The sequence below is a fragment of the Actinomadura soli genome (genome assembly GCF_005889715.1).
GTDB classification, from domain to species: domain Bacteria; phylum Actinomycetota; class Actinomycetes; order Streptosporangiales; family Streptosporangiaceae; genus Spirillospora; species Spirillospora soli.
In genome coordinates this window covers 1-2,570 of record NZ_VCKW01000498.1, presented here as the reverse complement: position 1 = coordinate 2,570, position 2,570 = coordinate 1, and the positions used below count along the sequence as shown (strand labels likewise).

At 70.9% G+C, this 2,570-nt stretch carries 5 protein-coding genes; 3 read left to right on the top strand and 2 right to left on the bottom strand.

Going from position 1 to position 2,570, the window contains the following annotated elements:
• Positions 1-734, top strand: a 734-nt coding sequence (locus ETD83_RS41175) for an alternative oxidase (protein WP_138650661.1), incomplete at its 5' end; no start/stop codon positions are given.
• On the opposite strand, the gene ETD83_RS41170 is transcribed toward ETD83_RS41175, so the two are convergent.
• Entirely contained in the window at positions 715-1,125 is a 411-nt protein-coding gene (locus ETD83_RS41170; RefSeq protein ID WP_138650660.1) for a MarR family winged helix-turn-helix transcriptional regulator, read from the bottom strand. The genes ETD83_RS41175 and ETD83_RS41170 overlap by 20 nt on opposite strands.
• 81 nt (positions 1,126-1,206) lie before the next feature.
• Here ETD83_RS41170 and ETD83_RS41165 point away from each other — a divergent pair, with 81 nt between their 5' ends.
• On the top strand, positions 1,207-1,569 hold the full coding sequence (locus ETD83_RS41165; RefSeq protein ID WP_138650659.1) for an ArsR/SmtB family transcription factor: 363 nt from the start codon (positions 1,207-1,209) through the stop codon (positions 1,567-1,569).
• Positions 1,566-2,012: an SRPBCC family protein gene (locus tag ETD83_RS41160; protein WP_138650658.1), complete on the top strand. Its 447-nt coding sequence runs from the start codon at positions 1,566-1,568 to the stop codon at positions 2,010-2,012. The genes ETD83_RS41165 and ETD83_RS41160 overlap by 4 nt, the downstream gene beginning before the upstream one ends.
• Positions 2,013-2,041: 29 nt before the next feature.
• Here ETD83_RS41160 and ETD83_RS41155 read toward each other — a convergent pair.
• The coding region (locus ETD83_RS41155; protein WP_230421530.1) for a hypothetical protein at positions 2,042-2,570 on the bottom strand (529 nt) is incomplete at its 5' end.

Sequence of the window (2,570 nt, the reverse complement as noted above, 5' to 3'; positions counted from 1 at the left end):
CCGCCCCCGCCTCCGCCCACGGCGGCCCGCCGAAGCTCTCGCCGGTCGAGCTGCGCGCCGCGCAGATCGAGACCCTCGAAACCCCGCGCCTGAAGTACGGCCTCCTCGCCCGGGTGCTGTTCAAGCAGATGGACCTGGTCTACGGCCGCGAGCGCACGCTCGTGAAGTTCACGATGCTGGAGTTCATCGCCCGCGTCCCGTACCAGGCGTGGGAGCGGATGGGCTACTTCTCGCTGTCGCGCCACCGCCGCCGCACCGCGCTGGCGAAGCGCGTCTACGAGCGGATCGTGGAGACCCGCGAGGAGCAGGACAACGAGCAGTGGCACCTGCTGATCCTCCAGGACATCGTCCAGCGGGACGGGATGAGGCAGTCGTTCGTCCTGCACCGGCTGGCGCCGTGGCTCGTGGCGTTCTTCTACTACCACGTGTCGTGGCTGCTGTTCCTGGTGCGGCCCGAGCTGAGCTACCGGCTGAACGCCGACTTCGAGGACCACGCCGAGCACGAGTACATGTCCTACGTGGCCGAGCACCCGGAGCTGGAGCACGTCCCGGCGCCGGCGACGTACGCCGCGGAGTACGGCGAGTACGCCTCCGTCGCGGACCTGCTCCGCCAGATCGGGCATGACGAGCGCGTCCACAAGCTGGACAGCCTGGTGAACATGCGCGCACCGCGCTTCCAGGACGTCCCGGACATGAGCGACGCCCAGGACGCGGCTATGACAGCTCGTCGATGATCTTCTCCAGGGCGCTGCGGACGCAGCGCCGCTCCTCCTCCGTCAGCGCGGCGGCGACTCGCTCCTCCAGTCGCCGCCGCTCTTGCTCTATGGGCGCCCGCACCTCGCGGGCCCTGCCGGTCAGGTAGAGCCGGACGAGCCGCGCGTCGGACGGGTCGCGCCGCCGGACGACCAGGTCCGCCGTCTCCATCCGGGTGGCGGTGTTGACGATGGTCGGCGTCGTCAGCCCGAGCCGCGCCGCCAGCTCGCCGGGCGTCAGGCCGTCCTCCTCCCAGAGGATCTCCAGGACGAGGTTCTGCCCGACGCGCACACCGTGCCTGCTCATCGCCGCGTCGGACGCGGCGCGCAGCAGCTTGTGGGCCCGCGCGGCCAGCCGCGCCAAGTCGTCCATACGGAGATTGTAATGATCGATACTCACAGTTACTAAAGCGATCCCTTGACTAACTCTCGGGCCCGCCATACAGTTAAGGATGTGCTTAACAATGAGGAGCCTCCGGACCGGGTCTTCCACGCGGTCGCCGACCCGACGCGGCGCGCCATCGTGGAACGGCTGACCCTCGGACCGGCGTCGGTCAGCGAGCTGGCCCGCCCGCTGCCCATGTCGCTTCCCGCGGTGGTGCAGCACCTGCAGGTTCTGGAGGCCGCCGGGCTGGTCCGGTCGGAGAAGGCCGGACGGGTCCGCACCTGCCATCTCGAACCCGCGGGCCTCCGGACGGCCGAGGGCTGGCTGCGCCGGCAGCGCACCGCCTGGGAGGGCAGGCTCGACCGCCTCGGCGACGTCCTCACCGAAAGCACCGATGACCAGGATCAGAACAATGAAGGAGCACCGTCATGACCGAGCATCCCGTCCTGCACTCGACGTTCACGCTGGAGCGCGCCTACCCGGCGGCGACCGGCCGGGTGTTCGCCGCCTGGGCCGATCCCGCGTCCAAGCAACGCTGGTTCGCCACGCCCGGCGACGAACACGACCTCGACTTCCGCGCCGGCGGCAGGGAGTCCCTGCTGCACCACGGCAAGGACGGCGAGCCCACGCTGCGGTTCGAGTCGCTCTACCACGACATCGTGCCGGGCGAGCGGATCGTCTACTCGGGCACGCTCTTCGCCGACGACCGGCCGGCCACCGTGTCGATCACGACCGTCCAGTTCGAGGCGGCCGCGGACGGCACGCGACTCGTCCTCACCGAACAGGGCACGTTCCTGGACGGCCGGGAGGAGCCGAGCTGGCGCGAGCAGGGCACCGGCGACTGGCTGGACAAACTGACCGCGGAACTCACCTGAGAACCGCACCCGCCCGGCGACGGCCGCGGCTAACCATGCCCGCCAGTGCCATGCCCGCCGGGGCCATGCCCGCCAGCACCATGCCCGCCGGGGCCGTGCCCGCCGTGGCGTTCGCGGTCGGCGGCGGCCGCGCCGAGGATCATCTCGTCCACGACCCAGCGGGCCTCCGGGGAAAGGTCGACGAGCGCGCGCAGCACCTCGGGCCGGATGACGCCGTTCTCGACGTCGCGCCGCAGCGCCTTGAGCGTGAGGTCCTCCCCGATCGGCTCGGCCTCGGTCGGGAAGCCGAAGAACCCGATCGGCACGCGGAAGAACGTGGCGAGCGCGGTGAGCGTCTTGAGCTGCGGGTTCTCCTGCCGTCCCGTGCGCAGCTTCCACACGGTGGTGGACGAGATGTCCTCGCCGGTGGCGCGTGCGATGGCGGCGGCGGTCTCCACGTTGTTGCGCGGCGCCTCCGCGTGCGCGGGCCACAGGTTCCGGATCAGCCATTCGACCTTGTCGGCCAGCGACGCGGCCGGCGACACCTCGCCCGTGCGGTCCCGCATCATGCCCTCCCAC

Bases quoted from the DNA above. Each gene is read 5' to 3' on its own strand.
- ETD83_RS41160 (WP_138650658.1), top strand. From the start codon at position 1,566: ATGACCGAGCATCCCGTCCTGCACTCGACGTTCACGCTGGAGCGCGCC.
- ETD83_RS41170 (WP_138650660.1), bottom strand. From the start codon at position 1,125: ATGGACGACTTGGCGCGGCTGGCCGCGCGGGCCCACAAGCTGCTGCGC.